The following is a 23,140-nucleotide window of genomic DNA, read 5'->3' as shown; positions in this document are numbered from 1 at the left end:
CATCTCCCCACGAACCCGCTTCGCAGCTTCGCGGGGGCCCCGGCATGAGCACCGCCGACGCCCCCGCCCGCGAGACCATTCGCCTCGATGGCCCCGCCCCCCGCCTGCTGCTGATCCAGGCCCCCTACTACGCCGAGATCGTGGGCGGCATGCGCGCCGGCGTGGAGCGCGTGGCCGCCGAGGCCGGCGCCACCCTGGAGGTGGTGGACGTGGCCGGCGCCTATGAACTGCCGGCCACCCTCCGCATGGCGCTGAACGCGCCCCCCAACCCCGCCCCCCGCTGGGATGCCTTCGTTCTCCTGGGCTGCGTCATCCGCGGCGAGACGGACCATTACGACCACATCTGCCGCGAGGCGATGTCGGGCGTGATGCAGATCTCCGCCGAAACCGGGGCCGCCATTGGCTGCGGCCTGCTGACCGTCCACACCGAGGCCCAGGCCATCGCCCGCTCGCGCGACGACCACCACAACAAGGGGGCCGAGGCCGCGCAGGCGGCGCTGATGCAGCTCGACCTGCGGCGCCGTTGGGGGCTGGCGTGAAGGCCCGCCCCCCGCAGAATCCCGCCCGCCCCCGCACGGGTGCCCGCGTGGCCGCCGTCCAGGCGCTGTTCCAGGCCGAGCAGTCGGGCGAGAGCGTGGAAACGGTGCTGGACCAGTTCGTCCGCCACCGCCTGGGCTCCATCCCCGGCCAGCAGGGCTTCGAGGATGGGCGCGTCGAGGCCGCCGATGTCTCCCTCTTCGCCCGCGTGCTGCGCGGGGCCGCCACCAACCCCGATGACCTCGACCAGGTCATCACCCAGCACCTGGCCCAGGGCTGGGCGCTGAACCGGCTCGACCCCGTGCTGCGCGCCATCCTGCGCGCCGCCGGCGGCGAGATGCGGGACATGGGCGGCCCGCCCGCCCGCGTCGTCATCAAGGAGTACATGGACATCGCCCATGGCTTCTTCGGCGGCGAGGAACCGCGCTTCTGCAACGGCGTGCTGGACGCCATGGCCCGCAGCTTCCGCGCGGAGGAGTTCGCGCGGCAGTGAGCCTGCCCCCGGAATTCTCCCTCATCGGCCGTCACTTCCGGCCGCTGGCGGGGGAAGGGGCGCTGGACCTCGCCGATGACGCGGCGCTGCTGACCCCGCCCGCCGGCCAGGAACTGGTGCTGGCGGCCGATGCCATGGTGGCCGGCGTGCATTTCCTACCCGATGACCCGGCCGAGACCATCGGGCGCAAGCTGCTGCGCGTGAACCTCTCCGACCTCGCCGCCATGGGTGCCGACCCGCTGGGCTATCTCATGACGGTGGCCCTGCCGCGCGGCACGCCGGATGAATGGGTGGCGGGTTTCGCGGCGGGGCTCCTGGAGGACCAGCGGGCATTCGGCCTGCACGTGCTGGGCGGCGACACCGTCTCCACGCCCGGGCCGCTCACGCTCTCCCTCACCATCCTGGGCACCATCCCGCGCGGCCAGGCGCTGCGGCGGGAGGGCGCGCTGGCGGGCGATGACATCTGGGTCAGTGGCCGCATCGGCGATGGCTGGCTCGGCCTGCGCGCGGCGCGGGGCGAGCGTCCTGACCCCGATGGCGCCCTGGCCCGCCGCTACCGCCTGCCGGAGCCGCGCCTCGCCCTCGGGCGCGCGCTGCGGGGCCTGGCCCATGCCGCCATGGATGTCTCGGACGGGCTGTTGCAGGATTTGTCGCATCTCTGCCGCGCGGGCGGCGTGGCGGCGGAGGTGGAGGGGCCGCGCGTGCCCGTCTCCGACCCCACCGCCCCCATCGCCGCCCTGGTCACGGGCGGCGATGATTATGAACTCCTCTTCGCCGCCGCCGCCGAGGACCGCGCCCGCATCGAGGCCGCCGCCGCCGCCGCCCGCACCCCGGTCATGCGCCTGGGTCGCTTCACCCAAGGCGAACCCCGTGTGACGCTGCGCGACGCGGCGGGCCAGGACGCAACACCCGCGACGCTGGGCTGGAGCCATGTGTGAGCGACACTGACGACAGGGCCATGAAGGCCACCGTGTGGCGGCTCTTCTTCTGCCAGGCGCTGATGAACGCCACCATGATCGGCCAGGTGGCCATGGGCGCGCTGATCGGCCACTCCCTCTCCGGCGACTCCGCCCTCGCCACCCTGCCCATGGCGGTGCAGATGACGGCGGTGATGGCCATCTCCATCCCGGCCTCCTTCGTCTTCAGCCGCTATGGGCGCCGCACGGGCTTCTTCCTGGGCGCGGTGCTGTCCATCCTGGGCTCGCTCACCTTCGCGACCGGGCTGCTGGTGCAGGATTTCCTGGTCTATTGCGCGGGGGCGGTCTTCGCGGGCGCCGGCTTCGGCATCGCCCAGCACTACCGCTTCGCCGCGGCCGAGGCCGCCACCCCCGCCTACCGCCCCCGCGCCATCGCCCTCGTCATGGCGGGGCCCGTGCTCTCCGCGATCTTCGGCCCCGAGATCGTGAAGCACACGAACCAGCTCTTCCTGCCCTACCTGTTCCTCGGCACCTACATGGTCATGGCCCTGCTGCCCGTGGCCTGCATGGCGCTGCTGCTGGGGCTGCGCCTGCCGCCGCCGCCGCCCAAGCCCAAGGTGGCGACCCCGGTGGGCGAGATCATCCGCCGGCCCGCCTTCGTGGCGGCCGCCGTGGCGGGCCTCGTCGCTTACGGCACCATGAACCTCGCCATGACGGCGACGCCGCTGGAGATGATGCTCTGCGGCTTCTCGGTCAGCGCCTCGGCCACCGTCATCCAGGCCCATGCGGTGGCGATGTTCGCGCCGGGCTTCGTCACCGGCCATCTCATCACGCGCTTCGGCGTCATGCGGATCATCACGATCGGCGCGGGGCTGACGGCGGCCAGCGTGGCCGTGGCGCTGACGGGGCAGAGCTTCTGGCATTTCTCCTCCGGCCTCGCCCTGCTGGGCGTGGGGTGGAACTTCATGTTCGTGGGCGCGACCACCCTGCTCGCCACCAGCTATTCGCCGCAGGAGCGGGTGCGGGCCCAGGCGGCGAATGACTTCATCGTCTTCGGCACGGTGGCCTGCACGGCCTTCCTCTCGGGCTTCATCCATGCCCGCTTCGGCTGGTCGGTGCTGAACCTGACCCTGCTGCCGCCGCTGGTGGCCGCGCTCGCCCTGCTCGCCTGGCAGAGGGTGCGGGCGCGGCGGGTGGCCCCGGTCTAGCCCACCCCTTCCCCGGCCAGCAGCCTCTTCTTCGCCGCCAACCCCCAGCGATAGCCCGTCAGGTTGCCATCCTTCGCCACCACCCGGTGGCAGGGAATGATGGGCGCCAAGGGGTTCTGCGCGCAGGCCCGCGCCACGGCGCGCGTGGCCGCCGGCGCGCCCATCTCTGCCGCCAGCCCCGCATAGCTGCGCGTCTCGCCGGAAGGGATGGCCTGCAACGCCTCCCACACCCGGCGTTGGAAGGCGGTGCCGCGAATGTCGAGCGGAAGGTGCAGCGCCGCCGCAGGTTCGCGCAGATGCGCCGCGATGGCGGCCACCGTCTCCGCCAGCGCCGGGTCCTCCTGCAAGGTCGCGTGGGGGAAGCGACGGCGCAAGTCACCCTCCAGCGCCTCCAAGGGCTCCGCGAAGCCGATGAAGCAGACGCCCCGCGCCGTGGCCCCCACCAGCAGGGGGCCCATCACGGACTCCGCGCGGGCCATGGAAATCACCTCCCCCCGCGCGCCCCGCCGCGCGGCACCGGGCGTCATGCCCAGCGCGGGCCGCCCGTAGACGCGGCTTTCGCTGCCGAACCCGGCTTCGGCCACCGCATCGGCCACCCTGGCCCCCCCGGCCAGCGCAGCCTGCAGCCGCCGCCCGCGCACGGATTCGGCGAAGGAACGCGGCGTGACGCCCGTCACCTCGCGGAACATCCGCAGGAAATGGTGGCGCGCATAGCCGGCGCGGGCGGCGAGCGCCGCGAGGCTCGGGATCGTCTCGCTGGCCTCGATCAGCGCGCAGGCGGCGGTAACGGCGTCACGGTGCAGGGAAGCGCGCTCGCCCTTCGGGTCGCAGCGCTTGCAGGCGCGAAAGCCCGCGGCCTCAGCCGTGGCGACGCAGGCGAAGAAGCGGGTGTTGCGGCGCAGGGGCGGCCGCGCCGGGCAACCCGGCCGGCAAAAGACGCCCTGGGTGGTCACGGCGTAGAGGAACGACCCGCAGGCGGGCGCGGCCTCCCGCCCCAGCACCGCCTGCCAGCGGAGATCGTCGAGGGTGGGGGCGATGCTGTCCATGCGGCGCAGTCTGGCGCGGCGGCCCCCCGCGCGCCATCCGCGCGTTGCCCCGCTACAGGGGGGGGCCGCTACAGCGGCCCCGCCTTCCCGAACAGCCAGCCCTGGCCGAACTTCACGCCCAGTTCCTGCATCAGGGCGGCGCATTCCTCCGTTTCGATATGCTCGGCCACCACGGCCGCGCCCACCGCCTGTGAGAGGTCCACCATGGCCTGCACGAAGCTCCGGTCCCGCTCACTGGTCAGGGCGGCGACGACATAGCTGCCATCCACTTTCACGTAATCCACCGGTAAGGCGCGCAGATAGCGGAAGGAGGCGGCCCCCGCGCCGAAATCGTCGAGGCAGACCCGCACCCCCCGCTCCCGCAGCTCGGACAGGGTGAGGGCGGCGCTGGCTTGGTTCTCGATCTCGGCGCTCTCGGTCAGCTCCACCATCAGCCGGGCGGCGGCGCGGCGGTCACGGTCAATCAGCGCCAGCAGCCGCGTGCGGAAGGATTTGGACTGCGCCGAAAGCCCCGAGATGTTGAAGGCCAGATGCCGGCCCGGCGGCAGGGCGGGAATGGAGGCGATGGCGAGCGAGGCCACGGCCATGTCCAGCTCCTCCGTCAGGCCCACCGTCTCGGCCAGGGTGATGAAGTCCTGCGGGCCCTCGCCGGGCCTCAGCACCTCGGGGTGCGGGCGCAGCAACGCCTCGTAATGATGGATCTGGCGGGTGGCGAGCGTCGCGATGGGCTGGAATTCCAGCCGGAAGCGCCGCTCGGCCACCGCCAGGCGCAGCGCCCCCGCGCGGGCGGCGATGCGCGAGACGATGCCCTCCAGCCCGTTCTCGAAGCCGGCCTCCTTCAGCCCCTCCGCCCCCAGCCGGGCGAAGACCGCGAGCCCGTGCCGCAGCGCGCGCGCGGCCTGGATGGGCGAGAGCGCGCCGGGCGCCAGGTCAATTTGCGCGGCGAGGTTCACCGAGACCTCCGCCTGGTCGCCCAGCACCGCCTCGACCGCGCGGGCGATGGCGGCGAGGTCGGGCGTGGCGTCGGGTTCCTGCAGCACCCCGTAGCGGCCCGGGGCCAGGCGCGCGACCAGGGCGCCGCCCGTCTCCCGCGTCAGGATGTTGCGGAGCGATTCCATCTCCGGCAGGCGCGCGCGGATGGGGTGGTCGGGGCCCGCGCCCGGCGCCGTGGGGTCATGGCAGAAGGACAGCCCGCCCCCCCGGCCGGACGCCAGCATCCCGCGGAGCGCATCGGCCTCGGCCTCCGGCACGCCCGCCACCTCGATGAGGGCAAGGCGCGCCCTCTCCCCCTCCCGCAGGCGCTGTTCGGCCGCGCGGGTCAGCAGGCTGGGGCTGGTCTTGGTGGCGGCGTGCGCGCTGCCCTGGGGCAGCGGCGCGAAGGTCAGGCAGAAGCGGGAGGTGCCGCAGGCATGGGGCATGGACAGGCCGGCCACGGCGAAGGGCGTGCGCTCGCCATCGTTCAGCGCATAGGCGCTGGGCGGCAGGCGGCCGCGGGTGGGCAGCAGGGCCATGGCGGCCGCGAAGGCGTCACGGTCCTCGGGCGCGAGGATTTCGCTGGGCAGGCGCCCCACCAGGCTTTCGGGCTCACGCCCCAGGCGCTGGCGGAAGGCGCCGGCGGCAAAGACGATCCGGCCATCCGCCCCCACCTCCACCAGAAGCTCGGCGGCGGCGAAGGCGAAGGCGATGAAACGCTCACGGTCGGCCTGAGGGCGCGGGGAGTCCATGCGCCCATTGGCGCATGGGGCAGTTAACGGCGGGTGAAGACCCGTCTCAGGCGGCGAGCGCCGCCTCGGCATCCAGCGTGGCGGCGGTGGCATGGACCACGGCGGCGATGCGGACCGCGGCCTGCACCTGTTCCTTGGTCACGCCGTGCTGGAGCAGCACTTTCTCATGGCTTTCCATGCACATGCCGCAGCCATTGATGGCCGAGACCGCGAGCGACCACAGCTCGAAATCCACCTTCTCCACGCCGGGCCTGGCCATGATGTTCATCCGCAGCTTGGCCGGCATGGTCGCATAGTCGCCATGCACCAGGTGCGTGAAGCGATAGTAGATGTTGTTCATGCCCATGATGGAGGCGGCGGCCTTGGCGGCGTTCAGCGCCTCGACGGAGAGCTGGGGGCCGAACTCCGCGACGATGTGCTTCGACACCACGGCGTTGCGGCTGGCCAGCGCCGAGACGATGAAGCAGCCCGCGCGCTGCTGCTGGTTCAGCGAAGGCTCGGTGGACAGCGAACCCAGGTTCAGCTTCTGGTCCTTGGCGTATTCGGGCAGGGCATTGCGCAGCGCTTCCAGCGACATGGCGGGCTCCAACAACAGATGACAAGGGGAACACACCAACCTTTCGGCCGCGCATGCGGCCGAAAGCGGGGGGTCTAAGGGGGGCTGACTGCCCCCCTTTCGCCGGCGGCGGTAGGGTTGGTGTGGCGGCTACCGCTGCCGGCGACAAAGGCGGCCTTTAGGCCGCCTTTTCGAACAGTTCCTGCGGCTTCAGGGCCTCTTCGCCCTTCGTCCAGTTGCAGGGGCACAGCTCGTCGGTCTGCAGCGCGTCGAGCACGCGCAGCGTCTCCTGCGGGTTGCGGCCCACGTTCAGCCCGTTCACCGTCACGTGCTGGATGGTGTTGTCCGGGTCCACGATGAACGTCACGCGCAGGGGCACGCCGGCCTCCTTGTCCAGCACGCCCAGCGCCGTGGACAGCTCGCGCTTCACATCCGCCAGCATGGGGAAGGGCAGCGTCTTGATGTCCTCGTTGTAGACGCGCCAGTTCAGGTGGACGAACTCGCTGTCGGTGGACACGCCATAGACCACGGCGTCACGGTCGGCGAACTCGGTGTTGAGCTTGCCGAAGGCCGCGATTTCGGTCGGGCAGATGAAGGTGAAGTCCTTCGGCCAGAAAAAGACGATCTTCCACTTGCCGGGGTTGCTGTCGGAGGTGATCTCCTCGAAGGACTTGCCGGGGCCGCCCAGGCCCTCGGGGCCACCCTTGACGGCGGTGAGCTTGAAGGCGGGGAACTTGTCGCCAACGGTCAGCATGCGGCTTCTCCTGTGGCGCCGCGGCAGGGGCGGCGCCGGTTCAGACGTGCCGGATTGTTCCGGCCGTGCGGGGACTTACCGCGGTGCAGCATGATTTGGCCAATGAAGAGTTTTCAACGGCCTGATCGAGATTCCCGATCAAAGCCCCGCGCTGACGGCGGCGCAGACGCGCTCCACCTCCGCCTCGGTCAGATAGGGGTGCATGGGCAGCGACAGCACCTGGTCGCACAGGCTTTCACTGACGGGCAAAGCGGGCGGCGTGCCCGCGAAACCCGCCGCGTGGGCGGCCTGGTAGGCCGGCTGGTGGTGCAGCGGCTTGGGGTAGTAGACGCCGAAGGGAATGCCCTCGGCCTTCAGCGAGGCCTGCACCCGCGCCCGCTCGGCCGCATCGGCGCAGCGGATGGTGTAGAGGCCCCAGGCGCTTTCGCAGCCGGCGGGCCGGGCCTGCAGCGCCACCTGACCGGTCAGCCGCTCCTGATACCAGCCGGCCACGCGGGCGCGGGCCGCGATCTCGCCGGGGAAGAGCGTCATCTTGCACAGCAGGATGGCGGCCTGGAGCGTGTCCAGCCGCCCGTTCATGCCCGTCCGCAGCACCTCGTAGCGCGACCCGCCCTCGCCATGGGTGCGGAGCGAACGATACAGCTCCGCCCGTTCGGCCGAGTTGGTCAGCAGCGCGCCGCCATCGCCGTAGCAGCCCAGCGTCTTGGTCGGATAGAAGCTCAGCGCCGTCGCCTCGGCATGGCCGCCCAACGGGCTGCCATGCAGCTTTGCCCCGAAGGCCTGGGCCGCGTCGTCCAACGTGAACATGCCATGCCGCGCGCAGAGGCCGCGGATGGCGGGCCAGTCCGCCGGCAGGCCGAACAGGTCCACACCCACCACGGCGCGGGGCCTGAGGCGCCCCTCGCGCGCCACCTGCTCCACACGGGAAGCGAGGTCCGCCATGTCCATGTTGAAGGTCTCGCGGTCCACATCCACGAAGATGGGGGTGGCGCCCAGCACCAGCGGCACCTCGGCGGTGGCGGTGTAGGTGAAGGCGGGCAGGAAGACCGCGTCGCCCCGGCCGATCCCCTCGGCCATCATGGCGATCTGCAGCGCATCCGTGCCGGAGGAGACGCCGACGGCGTGGGCCACCCCCGCGAAGGTGGCGAGCTGCGCCTCCAGCTCCGCCACCTCGGGCCCGTTGATGAAGCGGCCGGAGGAGAGGACCGAGGCGATGCGCGCATCCAGCGCCTCGCGGATCAGCGCCTGCTGCGCCTGCATGTCGAAGAGGGCGATGGGCTTTGGCATGACGTTCATGATGGCCTCGTCCAACGCCGTGCGGGAAGGATCAAGCCCCCTCCCCCCCTTCGGCCGGTCCCGTTTCATGTCCCCATGTGACAAACCAGGGGTGACGGGCCAGGTTCAGCCCGCGGCGCTCCCGCTTCGGCCAGCGCTCGTCTCATGCTCGAACTCCGGCACCAGCCGCGAAAGCTGCGCCAGCGCCAGCCGCGCCTGCCCCGCCCGCGCCGTGGCCGCGATCTCCTCCAGCGCCCGGCCGACCAGCGCGGGGTCGGCGGTGCGCGGCGTCGCCACCAGCAGGCCCGGGAAGCGCGTGGGCCGGGGCGGCTCCTGCCCGTGGAACATCTCCTCGAACAGCTTCTCGCCGGGGCGCAGGCCGGTGAAGCGGATTTCCACATCCTCGTCCGGGCGCAGGCCGGCCAGGCGGATCATCCGCCGCGCCAGGTCCACGATCTTCACGGGGTTGCCCATGTCGAGCACGAAGATGCCGCCATCGCGCAGCTCGGGCGGCGTGTCCTCGCGGTCGGCGGCGCCCACCACGGCCGCCTGGAGCACGAGGCCCACCGCCTCGCGCACCGTCATGAAATAGCGGCGCATGTCGGGGTGGGTCACGGTCAGCGGGCCGCCACGCTCCAGCTGCCGGCGGAACAGCGGCACCACGCTGCCCGTGCTGCCCAGCACATTGCCGAAGCGCACCGTGATGCAGCGCATCTGGCCGTCCCCCGCCCGCGCCTGCTTGTCCAGCGCCTGGCAGAACATCTCGGCCAGGCGCTTGGTGGCGCCCATCACGCTGGTCGGGTTCACCGCCTTGTCGGTCGAGATGAACACCATCAGCCCGCAGCCCGCGGCCCGCGCGGCCTCCGCCACCACGCGGGTGCCATGGGCGTTGGTCAGCATGCCCTCCAGCGGGTCGTTCTCGACCATGGGCACGTGCTTCAGCGCGGCGGCGTGGAACAGCAGCTCGGGCCGCGCCTCCTCCATGATGCGGCGCAGCCGCGCCTCGTCGCGGATATCGGCCAGGATGGCGCGGCGCGGCACGCCCGGATGGTGCTCGCTCAGTTCGAGGTTGATCTCGTAGAGCGCGTATTCGCCGTGATCGAGCAGCGTCAGCATGGCGGGGCCCAAGGCCGCCACCTGCCGCGCCAGCTCGCCGCCGATGGTGCCGCCCGCGCCCGTGACCAGCACGCGCCGCCCCTGCACGAGGCGCGCCATCCCCTCGCGGTCCAGCGGCACCTGGGGGCGGTCGAGCAACTCCTCGATGGAGACGGGGCGAAGGTCCATGCGCGGCCCCTCGCCCAAGGACGGGGCATGGCTCAGCGCCGTGGGCAGGGGGGCGGCGCGCACCGGGATGCCGTGGCGATCGGCGGCGTCGAGCAGCGTCTCCAGCGCCGGCCCGCGCGTCTCGGGCGAGGCCAGCACCAGCAGGGCGGGAAGCCGGCCCTCGGCGCGCAGGCGGTCCAGCACCGCCTCCGCCTCCTCGATGGCGCCCAGGATGGGCTGGCCGTGCAGGCGCCTTCCCGTCTGGCGCGTGCGGCGCGTCAGCACGCCCTGGACGCGGTAGCTGGGGCGCTTCTCCCGCGCCAGGGCATGGATGAAGAGGTCCACCTGGTCGGCCGAGCCCACCACCAGGATGGGCGGCAGGCCCTGCTGTTCCCAGACGCGGCGCAACGCCTGCAGCCGGCTGACCAACCGCGGCACCCCCAGCAGGCCGGCCAGCACCATGGCATGCAGCACCGGGAAGGCGGGGTTGGCGGGCCGCCAGGCCCCCAGGGCCGCGTTCGCCAGCCAGAAGATCAGCGCGGCCATGAGGGCGGCGGCCATGACCGCCAGCAGGTCGCGCAGCCCGGCGAAGCGCCAATACTGGTTGTGCAGCCCGAAGGCCCAGGCCGGCACCAGCACCGTCAGCGCCGCCAGGACGCCGCCCATGGCCCACCAGCCGGGGTCGGGCGGCCAGCTTCCCGGCCCCGCCAGCCAGAGCGCCAGGGGAAGGGCCAGCACCGCCAGCACCGCGTCCAGCGCGAAGTTCAGCAGGACGCGGGCCGAAGCAAGCTTGTTCATGGCGCCCTCCTTAACTCAGAGGTTCAAGCGACTCCACCCAAGAGCACACGATACAACCCCACGAGGCGAGAGGCCTCCGCCGGCCAACCCCAGCGTGTGGCGGCCGCCTCGCGCCCGGCCGCCCCCATTCCCGCCCGCCGGGCGGGGTCGGCCAGTTCGGCCACGGCCCCCGCGATGGCCTCAGGCCGCGTCACATCCACGAGCAAGCCGCAGCCGGTGTCCTCCACTATGGCGGCCACCGGCTCCGCGAAGCCAGGGGCAATGACGGGCAGGCCCAGCGCCATGCCGTCGAACAGCTTGTGCGGCAGGGCGAGGCGGTGATTTTCCTCGCCGGGCTGGAAGAGGATGAGGTTCACATCCGCCTCCGCCGCCGCGCGCGCCAGCGCCGCCTCAGCCGGCATCCAGCCGGCCAGCGTGACGCGCGGCGTGAGGCCGAGCGCCTCGGCCCGCGCGCGGAAGGCGTCCTCGCTGCCATCGGTGAAGCGGCCGATCACGAGCAGCCGCGTCTCGGGCGGGGTGAGCGCCAGCGCGTCCAGCATCTGCGGCCAGCCCCGCGCGACGCCGATGGCGCCCAGGTGCAGCAGGGTGAGCGGCCCCGGCCCATGGCAGCGGGGCGCGAGGCCCTCAGGCGCCAGGGCATGGTTGCGGACCTCCACCGCGCGGGGTGCCGCGGGGTAGTCGGCCGCCAGCCCCTCCTTGGCCAGCACCACCGCGTCGGAGCCACGCGCCAGGCCTCCCAGCACCCGGCGCAGCAGCGCGCGGGCCGGCGGGCGCAGGGGCGCGGGCAGGCGCGTATCGAGGCGCGAGGGGTAATGCTCGTGCACGTCCAGCACCACCGGGCAGCCCAGCCGCGCGCCGGCCAGCCGTGCGATGGCCCAGGCATCGGGCTCGGAGGCATGGATGGCGCGCGGCCGAAGGGCCATGGCGCGGCGGTACAGCGCCGGCAGGCGGGAGAGGCGCCCCCGCCCGGCCACCGTCTCGATCGCGACCCCCGCCACCGGGGGCAGCGCGCCGCCCGGCCCAGGGCAGAGATGCGTGACCGCCCAGCCCGCCTCGACCAGCGCGGCGCCCTCCTTGCGGACCACGCGCATGTCATCGGCCGGATGGGCGGCGGAGAGCATCAGGATCATGGCAGGCAGGCCTCCACCTCGGCCACGAAGCGGGCCGTCAGCAGGCGCCGGTCGAAGCGGCGCATCGCCAGGGCACGGGCGGCCTCGCCCATGGCGCGGCGACGGGCGGGGTCATCGGCCAGGCGCGTCAGCGCATCCGCAAGGGCCGCCGCGTCGCGCGCGCCCACCGTCTGGCCCGCGCCATGGGTGGACAGCAGCTCGGCCGTCTCACCGGGCAGGTTGGACAGCACGGGCAATCCGGCCGCCAGCACGTCCACCAGCTTGTTGGGCGCCACCTGCCCCGCGAATTCCGGCACGGGGGCGAGGCAGAGCAGCCCCACCTGCGCGCCCGCCAGCAGCCCGGCCACCTGGCACTTGGGCATGGGGTCCAGGAAGGTGAGGTTGGGCAGGCCCGCCGCCTGCGCGACCAGGGCAGGCTTCTCACCCCCCTCGCCCACCAGCACCAGCCGCACCCGCCGCTCGTCCCGCGCGGCCAGCAGGCGCGCGGCCTCCAGCAGCAGGCCGAGTCCGTTGGCCGCCCCATGCGCCCCGGCATAGACGGCCAGGATCTCGTGGCTCCCCACCCCCTCGGGCCGCCAGGGCGCCACCTGCGGGCCGAAGAGGTCGAGGTCGGCGCCCTGGGGAATGACCGCCACCTCCGCCGCACCGCGACCGCGGGCGATGGCCGCCATGCCCTCGCTCAGCGCCACCACGCGCCGCGCGCGGCGGCAGGCGGCATCGGCCAGCGCGCCCATCGCCGCCAGCACGGGCCGGGCGCGCAGGCCCAATGCGGCGGGCAGTTCGGGCCAGGGGTCGCGCATCTCGAACAGGAAGGGCGTGCCATGCCGCCGCCGCGCCTCCAGCGCCGGCAGCACCACCGTCAGCGGGGTGGAGGAGGCGATCACCACATCCCAGCGCTCCGACACCGCCAGCCGCGTGGCGCGCGCCGCGTAGCGCAGGAAGGCCAGGCTGCGCGCGGCAAGCCCCATCGCGTTGCCGTAGGGGATGTCGAACTCCACCACGCGGATGCCATCCACCCTCCCCTCGCGCCGTCCGCGCCGGAAGGGGGTGTCGAGGCCCGTCACCGCGCCCTCGAAGCGGCCGGTCACCAGCGTCACCGCATGGCCCGCCCGCACCAGCGCGCGCGCCTGGGCATGGCTGCGCGTGGCGGTGCTGCCGGCGGGCGTGGAGAAGTGCTGGTGGAGGTAGAGAAGGCGCGCCATCCGCCCTCAGCCCCGCCGCGCGACCCCCAGGATCGCGTCAATGACGCGGCCTTGCTCGGCCGCGCCGAGGCCGCTGCCGGAGGGCAGGCAGAGCCCGTCCTCGAACAGCCCCGTCGCGAAGGCGCCGCCCGAGCGCGGCGCGTCGCGGAAGGCAGGCTGCAGGTGCATCGGCTTCCAGACCGGGCGGCTCTCGATGCCCTGGGCGGCCAGCGCCATGCGGATCATCTCGCGGTCGGCGCCGAAGCGCTGCGGGTCCACCAGCATGGCGGTGAGCCAGCGCGAGGAACGCGCCCAGCCCGGCTCCGGCATGAAGGTGATGCCGGGCAGGTGGCCCAGCGCCTCCTGGTAGCGGCGGAAGATGGCGCGGCGCGCGGCGACCCGGCGCTCCAGCTCCGGCAACTGCGCGAGGCCGATGGCGGCGGTGACGCTGCCCATGGCGTAGTTGTGGCCGGTCGTCTCGTGCTGGTAGTGCGCCGCGGCCTCGCGCGCCTGGTGCGCCAGGTGGCGGGCGCGGGCCAGCAGGGTGGGGTCCCCCAGCAGGGCGCCGCCCCCCCCGGTGGTGATGATCTTGTTGCCGTTGAAGCTGACCACCGACAGGTCCGCCCCCGCGCCGGCGGGCCGGCCGTGCTGGAGCCCGCCCATGGCGCAGGCGCTGTCCGACAGCACGGGCACGCCCCAGCGCGCGCAGGCGGCGCGGATGGCGGGCATGTCGGAGGGCTGGCCGAAGAGGTCCGCCGGCACCACCACGCGGGGCAGCCGGCCGCGCCGCGCCGCGGCCGCGAGTTCACGCCGCAGCCGCGCGGGGTCGAGCGTCCAGCTCTGTGGGCAGACGTCGAGGAAGCGCGGGGTGGCGCCCATCTGCACGGCGGGGGCGATGGTGGCGATGAAGGTGAGCGTGGTGGTCCAGACCTCGTCGCCGGGTGCGACGCCCAGCACGCGATAGGCCAGGTGCAGCGCCGCCGTGCCCGAGTTCAGCGCGATCGCCTCGGGCGCCTGCATGCTCTCGGCCACGGCGCGCTCGAAGGCCGCCAGGGTGGGGCCGGCGGGGGCGAGCCAGCCGCTGCGAAGGGTCTGCGCCACCTCGTCCAGCTCATTGCCCGAGAGCTCGGGCGGGGAGAGGAGAATGGGGCGCGGCGCGATTCGCGCTTCGCGGGGGAAGGGAAGGATCGCGGCGGCGGACGGGGTCAATATTGAGTTAAGTTGCACTTTTTGTGACAACCTTGCATGAATTAATTTACCTAGAGCGAAACTCCACCTGCATGCAATCAGGGAAAGCATAAATTAATAGTTAATTTTGATGAAAGAAATTGACATCACGGCGACGCGCCCCGCCGTCGCACCCATCGGATAGGTTGCACGAAGCCCCCCAAACACTCGTCCAACGGGATGATGGCCGAGGCTTTATCCCTCGACAAGCACCTATAGCGAAAGAAAAAACCGGGCGGCGAAGGCCTGCCCGGTCAGGTCGCCGGGCCTTGGCCCGGACGGCGGAGGGGTGGGGGAATCGGGCGCTCGGCCCGGCCCCGATTCAGGCGTGGCCGACGGAAGACGAGGCACCCGCCTGCTGCTGGCGCTTGGCATGCAGAAGCTGGGCCACGTCAATCGGCGGCAGCATGAGCGCCGGGAAGCCGCCCTGCCCGCTGAGGTCGGACACCACCGCGCGCGCATAGGGGTATAGCAGCCGCGGGCAGTCCACGTGCAGCACCTGGTCCGCGTGCTCGGCCGGCAGGTTCAGCGTGAAGACGCCGCAATAGGTGACCTCGACGATGTAGCACACCGCCTCCTGCGCGCGGGCCTCCACGCGCAGCATCAGCGCCACCTCGAAGACCGGGGCGCCTTCCTGGAGCTGCTTCACCTCCAGGTCCGCGTCCAGGTTCACCTGGGGCTGGGCGCGGAGCGTGGTGAAGATGGCGGGCGCGCCGGGCACCTCGAAGGAGATGTCCTTCGCATACTGGATCTCGACGATGAGCGGCGGCGGCGGGTTGCCGTTGGCGTCGCCGTTCTGGGTGGGGTTGGGCTGGTCGGACATCGGGGGCGGCCCCTTCTCTGGCTCTGGAACAGGTGGGGCGCGCTACCACGCCCCCCGCCGGGCCGGAAGCCCGCGCCGCTTTTGGGGCCATCGACCCGCGCCTTTGCGGCGCCTCCCCCCGCGCCGCTTTGCGGCGACACTCCCCGCGCCGCTTTGCGGCGCTTCTCCCCGCGCCGCTTTGCGGCGACGCAGCATTCCGCCTATTGTCCGGACATGCCCCTCCCCGCCCCCGCCCCCCGCAAGCTCGAACACCTGCGCGACATCTCGCTGCGCGGCTACCTGCGCGAGGATGGGCTGGTGGACGTGGAGGCCCACCTCACCGACACCAAGACCTACGGCTTCCCCTCCGAGCACCGCGGCCAGGTGAATCCCGGCGACCCCATCCATGGCATGTGGATCCGCCTCACGGTGAACGAGGACATGGTCATCACCGCCTGCGAGGCCGCCTCCGACCACACGCCCTTCGCCGTCTGCCCCGGCGCCACCTCCAACTTCGCGCGGCTCGCGGGCCTTTCCATCGGCCCCGGCTTCAACCGCGCGGTGAATGAGCGCGTGGGCGGCGTCGAGGGCTGCACCCATCTGCGCGAACTGCTGGCGCAGATGGCCACCGTCGCCTTCCAGACCATGTGGCCCATCCGCAGCCGCCGCCAGGCCGCCCAGCGCGCGGCCGAGGCGAAGGGCGCGCCCCGCAAGCGCCCCGCGCTGCTCGGCACCTGCCACGCCTATGCGCCCTCGAGCCCGGTCGTCCGGAAGAAATGGCCGGAATGGAGCGACCAGCCGCCCGAACCCGCCAAGGCCGAATAGCGCCTGATCCGCGGAGGCGGAATCGCCGGAGCGGCGAATCAGTCGCGCGATAACACCTGATCCGCGGAGGCGAAATCGCCGAAGCGGTGAATCAGTCGCTCAGCAAGGCTTCAGCCCAGTTCCTCCGGCGCGCGCAGCGTCAGCGCCAGGGCGTGCAGCCCGTTGGCGAATTCCGCCGCCAGCGCGGCGTGCACCGCGCGCGAACGGTTCACGCGCGACATGCCCGAGAAGCTCGGGCTGACCAGCAGCACGCTGTAATGTGTCTCGCCCTCCGGCCGCGCGCCGGCGTGGCCGGCATGCATGTGGCTGTCATCCACCACTTCGAGGCGAAGCGGCTGGAATTGCGCGTCAAGCGCGGTGCGGATGCGGGTGGCGCGATCGGACATGCCGTCGAAACTTGCCCAACCCCGCGATGTTGCCAAGCCCGCACCGCAAACCCATAACCGACCGATGGCCCGGCGCACGAGCTTCCAGCCCCAGACCGACCCGAAGGCGCCACCGCGGGGCTGCGCCGCCCCCGGCTGCCCGGAGCCCGGCGAGTTCCGCGCGCCCAAGGACCGCAGCCTCAGCGAATATCTCTGGTTCTGCCTGGAGCATGTGCGCGAATACAACAAGGGCTGGGATTTCTACCGCGGCATGGGGCCGAACGACATCGAGCACGCCATCCGCTCCGACACCGGCTGGCAGCGCCCCACCTGGCCGCTGGGCCGGCTCGGCGCGCGGCTCGACCCCGAGCGCGTGGCGGACCCGCTCGGCATCCTGCGCGACACCGCCCTGCACGAGAAACGCCGCCCCGAGCCCAAGCGCGAGGCGCCGCCCGAGCTGCGCGCCGCCCTCGGCCTGCTGGAACTCTCCTGGCCACTCGACGCCGCCGCGCTCAAGGCGCGCTACAAGGAACTGGCCAAGCGCTACCACCCGGACGCGAATGGCGGCGACCGCAGCGCGGAGGAGCGGCTGAAGGACATCAACCGCGCCTATTCCCTGCTGCGCCGCCGCGTGGGCGCGAATGCCGAGCCCGCGGCCGCGGCGGGCTGATGGCGGGTTTCGCCCGCCGGTCCCTGCTGGCCGCGGCCTGCCTGCCGGGCTGCGCCAGCCTGCACCAGCCGCAAGTGACCTCCTGCGCGCTCGATCCGGGCGGGCTGCCCGCCTGGCTCGTTGCCATCTCCTGGCACAGCGACGTGGCATTGCCGCGGGACGCGCTGCAAGGCCCCGTGCTGGGCGCGCTGGCTGCCCGCCTGCCGGGCGCGCACACGGTCATGTTCGGCTTCGGCAAGCGCAGCTTCATCACCGCGCCCGAGCCCTCGCTGGGGGAATGGCTGCGCGGCCCCCTGCCCGGCCCCGCCGCCCTGCAGGTGACGCCGCTGCGCGCGGCGCCGGAACAGGCCGTGCCGGGGCGCGAGATCGCCCCCCTGCCCATGGCGCCCGCCACCCGCGCGCGTTTGGCCGCCTTCATCGCGCACGCCTTCGCGGGCGAGGCGCCCATTCCCATCCGCGTGGACGCGATCCCGCACGCGCTCTTCTTCGAGGCGCGCGAGACCTATACGCTCGAGAACAACTGCAACGCCTGGACGGCGCGGGCGCTGGCCAGCGCGGGCCTTCCCTTCAGCCCCACGGGCGTGACCTGGCCCGACGCGGTGATGCGCCATGCGGCCGCGCTGGGCGCCGCCTGTGGCCTCGCGCCGCGCAACCTTGCCTCCATCGGCCATCGCCCCGGGTAGCCGCCCGGGAACGACTGCCCTAACATCGGGAAACTCTCCCTTGCAGCGAAGCGGAAGCGTGATGAACCAAGTGGCCCCGATCGGTGAAGTGCGCCCGACCAGCGCGATCAACATGCCGGATGTGACGGTGAACGCGCGCGAGGTCTTCGGCCTCGATATCGACATGGAAGTGCCGGCCTTCTCCGTCCGCACCGAGCACGTGCCGGAGCCCGACGCCGCCTACCGCTTCGACCGCGAGACGACGCTCGCCATCCTGGCCGGCTTCGCGCACAACCGCCGCGTGATGATCCAGGGCTACCACGGCACGGGCAAGTCCACCCATGTCGAGCAGGTGGCCGCCCGCCTCAACTGGCCCTGCATCCGCGTCAACCTCGACAGCCACATCAGCCGCATTGACCTCATCGGCAAGGACGCCATCGTCCTGAAGGACGGCAAGCAGGTCACGGAGTTCCGCGAGGGCATCCTCCCCTGGGCGCTGCAGCACCCCTGCGCCCTGGTGTTCGACGAGTATGACGCAGGCCGGCCGGACGTGATGTTCGTGATCCAGCGCGTGCTGGAGGTCGAGGGCAAGCTGACCCTGCTCGACCAGAACCGCGTGATCCGCCCGCACCCGATGTTCCGGCTGTTCGCCACCGCCAACACGGTGGGCCTCGGCGACACGACCGGCCTCTATCACGGCACGCAGCAGATCAACCAGGGCCAGATGGACCGCTGGAACATCGTGGCCACGCTGAACTACCTGCCGCACCAGCAGGAAACGGAAATCGTCCTCGCCAAGATCGGCAGCAGCGACCCCAAGATGAAGAAGCAGGTCGAGGCCATGGTGGCGCTGGCCGACCTGACGCGCGCGGGCTTCATCGCGGGCGACATCAGCACCGTCATGTCGCCGCGCACGGTCATCACCTGGGCGGACAACGCGCGCATCTTCGGCGATGTGGGCTTCGCGTTCCGCCTGACCTTCCTCAACAAGTGCGACGAGGCCGAGCGCAGCACGGTGGCCGAATACTACCAGCGCTGCTTCAACGAGGAGATCGCGACCGGCCTCTACAAGAAGGCGGGCTGAGGACAGGGTGGGGCGCAGGGCGGCACAGGCCATTCCACGCAGCGCCCGGCAACGGCTGGGGCCGCGCCGTCGCGCGCCCAAGGCGCAGGCCGCCGCGGCCCAGCCCCGCCCCGTCCAGACCCCCGCGCAGGAGCGCGCCGCCACCTTCACCCGCTGGACGGTGGCGGGCGCGCTGGCCGGCCTCATCCTCTCGCTGACCCAGGCGTCCAACCCCTGGGTCGGCGCGGGCGTCACTTCCAATCTCGTCCAGGCGCTGGGCGCCTCGATCGCCACCGGCCTGCTCGCGCGCGGCGCGTGCTGGATCTGGCTCGCAAGGCAGGCATGACATGAGCAAACAGGACCTCACGCGGCAGGAAGAGTTCAAGCGGGCCACGGCCGGCGCCGTGCGCGCCATCGCGCAGCAGACGGAAGTCCAGGTCGCCTTCCAGCCCGGCCCCGCCGGCGTCTCGGGCAAGCGCGCCCGCCTGCCGCTGCCCACCCGCAGCCTTCCCGCCGCCGAGATGGCCAAGCTGCGCGGGGCCGCCGATGCCGTGGCGCTGAAGCTGCGCCACCACGACGAAGCGACCCACGCCGCCCGCGCCCCCGCCCGCAAGGAGGCGCGCGAGGTCTTCGACGCGCTGGAAGACGTGCGCGTGCAGACGGTGGGCAGCCGCCACATGGCCGGCGTGGCCGCCAACCTCCGCGCCCGCCTCTCCGAGGAGTGCGAGGCGGAGGGCTATGACCGCATGACGCGCAAGGACCAGCTGCCGCTGCATTCGGCCCTGGCCCTGATGGCGCGCGAACGCATCTCGGGTGAGCCCGTGCCCCCCGCCGCCCAGCGCGTGCTCGACATGTGGCGCGACAGCCTGGACGAGAAGGCGAGTGCCGCGATGGACGAGCTCTGCTCGGCCACCGATGACCAGGAGGGCTTCGCCCGCGCCGCCCGCAAGCTGCTCGCCGCCATGGACCTGGCCGAGGCCGAGCTGGAAAGCGAGGCGAACGAGGACCAGGAGGGCGACGAAGGCGCCGAGGAAGCCAGCCAGCAGGACCAGTCCTCGGCCGGCGAGGCGCAGTCCCAGGACCAGGAATCCATGCAGGGCGCCGAGCCCGAGACCATGGAGGGCGACGCCGCCGACGAGGAGGCGCAGGAATCCGAGGAGGAAGGCGCCGCCGCCGAGGGCGATGAGAAGCCCGGCGGCCCGCAGGCCCGCCGCGAGGTCCCCGTCACCGACGACGCCAGCCGCTACCGCGCCTTCTCCACCCAGTTCGACGAGGTGGTGGAGGCCGATGACCTCTGCGACCCCGACGAACTCACGCGCCTGCGCCAGCAGCTCGACCAGCAGCTGCAGCACCTGCAGGGCGTGGTTTCCAAGCTCGCCAACCGGCTCCAGCGGCGCCTCATGGCGCAGCAGCAGCGCGCCTGGGATTTCGACCTGGAGGAGGGCATCCTGGACGTCGCGCGCCTCGCGCGCGTGGTCGCCAACCCGACCCTGGCGCTGTCCTACAAGCGCGAGCGCGACGCCGACTTCCGCGACACGGTCGTGACCCTGCTGATCGACAATTCCGGCTCCATGCGCGGCCGGCCCATCACCGTCGCCGCCATGTGCGCCGACATCCTGGCCCGCACGCTGGAACGCTGCGCGGTCAAGACCGAGATCCTGGGCTTCACCACCCGCGCCTGGAAGGGCGGCCAGAGCCGCGAGCGCTGGGTGCAGGAGGGCAAGCCGCGCAACCCCGGCCGCCTGAACGACCTGCGGCACATCGTCTACAAGGCCGCCGACGCGCCCTGGCGCCGTTCGCGCCGGGCCATCGGCCTCATGCTGCGCGAGGGGCTGCTGAAGGAGAACATTGACGGCGAGGCGCTGGACTGGGCCTACAAGCGCCTGCTGACCCGCAGCGAGCACCGCCGCATCCTGATGGTGATCAGCGATGGCGCGCCGGTGGATGACAGCACGCTCTCGGTGAACCCGGGCAACTACCTCGAGCGCCACCTGCGCGACGTCATCAAGACTATCGAGACGCGCAACCAGGTGGAGCTGATCGCCATCGGCATCGGCCATGACGTGACGCGCTACTACCGCCGTGCCGTGACCATCGTGGACGCCGAGGAGTTGGGCGGCACCATGATGAAGAAGCTGGCCGAGCTGTTCGACGAGGATGCCGCGGAAGCGTGGCAGCGGGCCGCCTCTGAGCGCGCGCCCGCCGTCATCTGATGCGAGGCAGCCCGCTGCCACGCTTGATCCTTCGCGCGCCGAAAAGCGCGACATCGCTCCGCACGCCTCGCGGCGCGACATCGCCCCGCGCGCCTTGCGGCGCGACATCGCCCCGCGCGCCTTGCGGCGCGACATCGCCCCGCGCGCCTTGCGGCGCGACGCAGCGGGCCGCCACCGAACGCGCGCCGGCGGTGATCTGACTTCAAGGCGCGCCTGCCTCGCCCTCCCCCTCGCCCTGACCGCCTGTGCGGCGCAGGGCGATACCCTGCCGCGCGCCGGCCCCTTCCCCCTGCCCGAGCCCCGCACGCCGGGGCTGCGCCCCCGGGGCGGGCTGGTGCTGGACACCAGCGCCTGGGGTTTCGGCGGCTTCTCCGGCCTGCACCTGGCGTCCGACCTGACCCTGACCGCGGTCAGCGACCGCGGCCGCTGGTGGCGGGCAAGGCTGGAACTGGACGCCGCGGGCGCGCCCCGCGCCGTCTCGGGTGTGCGGCACGGTCCGCTCCGCGATGCCGCCGGGGCGCCCCTGCGCGGCATCACCCATGGCGATGCGGAAGCCCTCACCCGCCTGCCCGATGGCGACTGGCTGGTGGGCTTCGAGCGCCGCCACCGCCTCCAGCGCCACCGCCTGCTGGAGGGCCCTGGCGCCCCCTTCCCCAGCCCGCCGGGCCTGACGGACGCGCCCTCCAATGGGGGGCTGGAGGGGCTGACCCTGCTGGCCGATGGCCGGCTGCTGGCCCTGGCCGAACAGCTGCGCGGCACCGCGCCCGGCACCACCCGCGCCTGGCTCGGCACCATCGCGGGCCGCCGCGTGGCCTGGACCCCGCGCGACTACGTCCCCGCCACACCCATGGTGCCCACCGGCGCCGCCGGCCTGCCCGATGGCGGCGCGCTGGTGGTCGAACGGGATTTCTCGCTGTTTGGCGGGTTCCGGTGCCGCTTGGCGCACCTCCCGCCCCAGGCCTTCGCAGGCAGCGGGCCGCTGCGGGGCGAGACGCTGCTGCACCTGCCCGGCGATGGCCCCGCCGACAATTGGGAAGGCGTGGCCGTGGCCCGCCACGCCGGGCGCACGCTGGTGGCCCTCATCTCTGACGACAATGAACGCGCGGCCCAGCGCAGCATGGTCCTGCTCTACGACATGCCCTGACGGGGCGCGTCAGCCGGTCACCACGCGATTCGCCGGCAGGGAGAGGAAGGCGCGGGCGCCGACGCCGGGCGCGGCCTCCATCACCAGCTCCCCGCCATGGGCGCGCAGCAGCGCGCGCGCCAGCGAAAGGCCCAGCACCAGGCCGCGCGTGCGCGGTTCCTCGCTCCCGTGCGGGGCGGGCGAGAGGTCGTCCACGGCGAGACCCAGCCCCTCATCCTCCACCACGATGGTGACGCCCTGGGGTGTCTGCACCGCGCGGATGTCAATGAAATCGCCCTCGCAGGTCGCGCGGGCGGCGCGGCAGAGCACCTGCACCAGCGCGCCGCGCAACGCCCGGGCATCGGCCCGCACCACCATCGATTCGAGCACGGGGTCCAGCCGCCAATGGCGCAGCCCGGGGCCGAGCTGCCGGCGCGCGGCCTCCACCGAATCCGCCAGGACGGGGCCCAGGGCGAAGCGCTCATCGCGCAGGGCACGCGCGGCGCTGACCACGCCATGGGCCTCCACCACCGCATCCGCGAGGGAGAGGATGCGGCGGGCCTCGGCCTCGAAGCCCGCCCCGGCCTCGCCGCCGAGCACCTGGGCCCGGCCGAGCAGGCCCAGCCCCAGCCCATGCACCTCCCGCGCCATGAGGTCGAGGGCACGGCCGCCGCGTGTGGCGCGCGCTTCGGCGGCGGCCAGGCGCGCCGTCAGTTGGCGCAGCCGGAAGAGGGCCGCCACGGCCAGCCCCGCCACGAGGACGAGAAGGGAAAGACTGAAGAGAAGGGAGCCGCTCGACATGACGCCGAAGATAGGCGGCCAGGGTTAAGAAACCCTGGACCGTCTCATCGAATGAGATTCAGCGCCGGAAACGAAAAACGCGCCGGCCCTTGCGGGCACGGCGCGTTTCATGGGGCTTGCGCCCGTCCGTGGTGTCAGGCCGCGGCCTTCTTCGCCTGGGCGCGCTCGACGCGGCGCTTCAGGGTGATGGCCTCGGCGGGCAGGCGCCGGTCCGGCGTGGTGAGCAGGAAGGCATCCAGGCCGCCATTGTGCTCGATGGTGCGGATGCCATGCGTCGTCAGGCGGATCTGGACCGAGGTGCCCAGCACGTCCGACCAGAAGGACTGGTGCTGCAGGTTGGGCAGGAAGCGCCGGCGCGTCTTGTTGTTCGCGTGGCTGACATTGTTGCCAGACTGAACCGTCTTGCCGGTGATGCCGCAGCGGCGAGCCATGATCGTGATCCCAAACGAAAATCGCGCGCGGCATACCGCGCGCGGTGTCAATGCGTGGGGTTGTTTGCGTCAGCCG

24 protein-coding genes are annotated in these 23,140 nt (G+C 72.6%); 11 read left to right on the top strand and 13 right to left on the bottom strand.

From position 1 onward, the window contains the following. Positions 1-44 precede the first annotated feature (44 nt). The 4 genes from ribH to JTN19_RS14035 are packed head-to-tail and all read left to right on the top strand — an operon-like array spanning position 45 to position 3,155. Positions 45-539, top strand: coding sequence for a 6,7-dimethyl-8-ribityllumazine synthase (gene ribH / locus JTN19_RS14050; protein WP_206933913.1), 495 nt, complete (start codon positions 45-47; stop codon positions 537-539). Continuing rightward, positions 536-1,030: a transcription antitermination factor NusB gene (gene nusB / locus JTN19_RS14045; RefSeq protein ID WP_206933911.1), complete on the top strand. Its 495-nt coding sequence runs from the start codon at positions 536-538 to the stop codon at positions 1,028-1,030. The genes ribH and nusB overlap by 4 nt, the downstream gene beginning before the upstream one ends. Continuing rightward, on the top strand, positions 1,027-1,968 hold the full coding sequence (gene thiL, locus JTN19_RS14040) for a thiamine-phosphate kinase (protein ID WP_206933909.1): 942 nt from the start codon (positions 1,027-1,029) through the stop codon (positions 1,966-1,968). Before nusB ends, thiL begins: the two co-directional genes overlap by 4 nt. Further along, complete coding sequence (locus JTN19_RS14035; RefSeq protein ID WP_340643329.1) at positions 1,965-3,155, top strand: MFS transporter; 1,191 nt, start codon at positions 1,965-1,967, stop codon at positions 3,153-3,155. Before thiL ends, JTN19_RS14035 begins: the two co-directional genes overlap by 4 nt. On the opposite strand, the gene JTN19_RS14030 is transcribed toward JTN19_RS14035, so the two are convergent. The 10 genes from JTN19_RS14030 to secB form a co-directional block, all read right to left on the bottom strand. Continuing rightward, positions 3,152-4,201, bottom strand: a complete 1,050-nt coding sequence (locus JTN19_RS14030) for a methylated-DNA--[protein]-cysteine S-methyltransferase (RefSeq protein WP_206933907.1) — start codon at positions 4,199-4,201, stop codon at positions 3,152-3,154. The two genes, JTN19_RS14035 and JTN19_RS14030, sit on opposite strands and share 4 nt — an antisense overlap. 68 nt (positions 4,202-4,269) lie before the next feature. Beyond that, positions 4,270-5,925: an EAL domain-containing protein gene (locus JTN19_RS14025; RefSeq protein WP_206933905.1), complete on the bottom strand. Its 1,656-nt coding sequence runs from the start codon at positions 5,923-5,925 to the stop codon at positions 4,270-4,272. Positions 5,926-5,971: 46 nt separating this feature from the next. Next, on the bottom strand, positions 5,972-6,502 hold the full coding sequence (locus tag JTN19_RS14020; protein WP_206933903.1) for a carboxymuconolactone decarboxylase family protein: 531 nt from the start codon (positions 6,500-6,502) through the stop codon (positions 5,972-5,974). Positions 6,503-6,659: 157 nt separating this feature from the next. Beyond that, a complete protein-coding gene (locus tag JTN19_RS14015) occupies positions 6,660-7,235 on the bottom strand; it encodes a peroxiredoxin (protein ID WP_191085289.1) in 576 nt (191 codons plus the stop codon). A gap of 138 nt (positions 7,236-7,373) precedes the next feature. Next, on the bottom strand, positions 7,374-8,522 hold the full coding sequence (locus tag JTN19_RS14010; RefSeq protein WP_408901881.1) for a DegT/DnrJ/EryC1/StrS family aminotransferase: 1,149 nt from the start codon (positions 8,520-8,522) through the stop codon (positions 7,374-7,376). A 114-nt stretch (positions 8,523-8,636) separates the two neighbouring features. Next, positions 8,637-10,571, bottom strand: a complete 1,935-nt coding sequence (locus JTN19_RS14005; RefSeq protein ID WP_206933899.1) for a polysaccharide biosynthesis protein — start codon at positions 10,569-10,571, stop codon at positions 8,637-8,639. 23 nt (positions 10,572-10,594) lie between these two features. Continuing rightward, positions 10,595-11,701, bottom strand: coding sequence for a glycosyltransferase (locus JTN19_RS14000; protein WP_206933897.1), 1,107 nt, complete (start codon positions 11,699-11,701; stop codon positions 10,595-10,597). Then, the gene (locus JTN19_RS13995; protein ID WP_206933895.1) at positions 11,698-12,903 is read right to left on the bottom strand and encodes a glycosyltransferase family 4 protein; all 1,206 of its coding nucleotides are present in this window, start codon (positions 12,901-12,903) and stop codon (positions 11,698-11,700) included. Before JTN19_RS13995 ends, JTN19_RS14000 begins: the two co-directional genes overlap by 4 nt. A gap of 6 nt (positions 12,904-12,909) precedes the next feature. Continuing rightward, positions 12,910-14,091, bottom strand: a complete 1,182-nt coding sequence (locus tag JTN19_RS13990; RefSeq protein ID WP_242531145.1) for a DegT/DnrJ/EryC1/StrS family aminotransferase — start codon at positions 14,089-14,091, stop codon at positions 12,910-12,912. Between the two features lie 340 nt (positions 14,092-14,431). After that, positions 14,432-14,932 (bottom strand): protein-export chaperone SecB, encoded by a 501-nt coding sequence (gene secB, locus JTN19_RS13985; RefSeq protein WP_206933891.1) that lies wholly within the window; start codon positions 14,930-14,932, stop codon positions 14,432-14,434. Between the two features lie 213 nt (positions 14,933-15,145). Between secB and JTN19_RS13980 the strand changes: the two genes are divergently transcribed. Then, a complete protein-coding gene (locus tag JTN19_RS13980; protein WP_206933889.1) occupies positions 15,146-15,736 on the top strand; it encodes a DUF2889 domain-containing protein in 591 nt (196 codons plus the stop codon). Positions 15,737-15,846: 110 nt separating this feature from the next. On the opposite strand, the gene JTN19_RS13975 is transcribed toward JTN19_RS13980, so the two are convergent. Further along, positions 15,847-16,122, bottom strand: coding sequence for a BolA family protein (locus tag JTN19_RS13975; protein ID WP_206933887.1), 276 nt, complete (start codon positions 16,120-16,122; stop codon positions 15,847-15,849). A 64-nt stretch (positions 16,123-16,186) separates the two neighbouring features. On the opposite strand from JTN19_RS13975, the gene JTN19_RS13970 reads away from it, so the two are divergent. The 6 genes from JTN19_RS13970 (at position 16,187) to JTN19_RS13945 (ending at position 21,853) form a co-directional block, all read left to right on the top strand. Continuing rightward, entirely contained in the window at positions 16,187-16,771 is a 585-nt protein-coding gene (locus tag JTN19_RS13970) for a J domain-containing protein (RefSeq protein ID WP_206933885.1), read from the top strand. After that, positions 16,771-17,454: a DUF2459 domain-containing protein gene (locus JTN19_RS13965; RefSeq protein ID WP_206933883.1), complete on the top strand. Its 684-nt coding sequence runs from the start codon at positions 16,771-16,773 to the stop codon at positions 17,452-17,454. The genes JTN19_RS13970 and JTN19_RS13965 overlap by 1 nt, the downstream gene beginning before the upstream one ends. A gap of 61 nt (positions 17,455-17,515) precedes the next feature. Continuing rightward, complete coding sequence (cobS, locus tag JTN19_RS13960; protein WP_206933880.1) at positions 17,516-18,517, top strand: cobaltochelatase subunit CobS; 1,002 nt, start codon at positions 17,516-17,518, stop codon at positions 18,515-18,517. 7 nt (positions 18,518-18,524) lie between these two features. Then, entirely contained in the window at positions 18,525-18,842 is a 318-nt protein-coding gene (locus JTN19_RS13955) for a hypothetical protein (protein ID WP_206933879.1), read from the top strand. Position 18,843: 1 nt separating this feature from the next. Further along, positions 18,844-20,709, top strand: coding sequence for a cobaltochelatase subunit CobT (cobT, locus tag JTN19_RS13950; protein WP_206933876.1), 1,866 nt, complete (start codon positions 18,844-18,846; stop codon positions 20,707-20,709). A 94-nt stretch (positions 20,710-20,803) separates the two neighbouring features. After that, positions 20,804-21,853 (top strand): esterase-like activity of phytase family protein, encoded by a 1,050-nt coding sequence (locus JTN19_RS13945; RefSeq protein WP_206933874.1) that lies wholly within the window; start codon positions 20,804-20,806, stop codon positions 21,851-21,853. Between the two features lie 9 nt (positions 21,854-21,862). Here the strand turns inward: JTN19_RS13945 and JTN19_RS13940 are convergent, their stop codons facing one another. Together JTN19_RS13940 and rpmB are read right to left on the bottom strand one after the other, a co-directional pair. Continuing rightward, entirely contained in the window at positions 21,863-22,633 is a 771-nt protein-coding gene (locus tag JTN19_RS13940) for a sensor histidine kinase (protein ID WP_206933872.1), read from the bottom strand. Positions 22,634-22,767: 134 nt separating this feature from the next. Continuing rightward, the gene (gene rpmB, locus JTN19_RS13935; RefSeq protein ID WP_206933870.1) at positions 22,768-23,064 is read right to left on the bottom strand and encodes a 50S ribosomal protein L28; all 297 of its coding nucleotides are present in this window, start codon (positions 23,062-23,064) and stop codon (positions 22,768-22,770) included. Positions 23,065-23,140 lie beyond the last annotated feature (76 nt).

The sequence above is a fragment of the Roseococcus thiosulfatophilus genome, from assembly GCF_017311575.1.
Lineage (GTDB): Bacteria > Pseudomonadota > Alphaproteobacteria > Acetobacterales > Acetobacteraceae > Roseococcus > Roseococcus thiosulfatophilus.
This window is presented reverse-complemented; position numbering and strand designations above follow the sequence as displayed.